Annotated in this window: 1 pseudogene; it reads left to right on the plus strand. The window is 68.8% G+C overall.

The features are described from left to right. Positions 1–42: 42 nt before the first annotated feature. A pseudogene (locus tag ACEN88_RS36390) lies at positions 43–231 on the plus strand (hypothetical protein); the annotation flags it as partial.

Raw genomic sequence — 231 nt, forward strand, 5'->3', positions numbered from 1 at the left:
AAGTTCAAGATGGGTTTCTGAGCCTGTGTCACAATCGCGGGCATGGAAAAACTGCTCTCCGAATTGAATCGCCTGTACCTGCTGCCGGACAGCCCGGCCGCGCAGCGCGGCCCCGGCCCGGCCGCGGACCTTGTCTCCGGCGCGGGCCTCCTGCGCGCCATCGCGATCCCGTTCCGCAAGGCGCCCGGCGCGGACGCCGAGCACTGGGAACGCCTGTGCACCGTCGCGAAC

It is taken from the genome of Massilia sp. CT11-108 (assembly GCF_047302915.1).
GTDB classification, from domain to species: domain Bacteria; phylum Pseudomonadota; class Gammaproteobacteria; order Burkholderiales; family Burkholderiaceae_D; genus Telluria; species Telluria orientalis.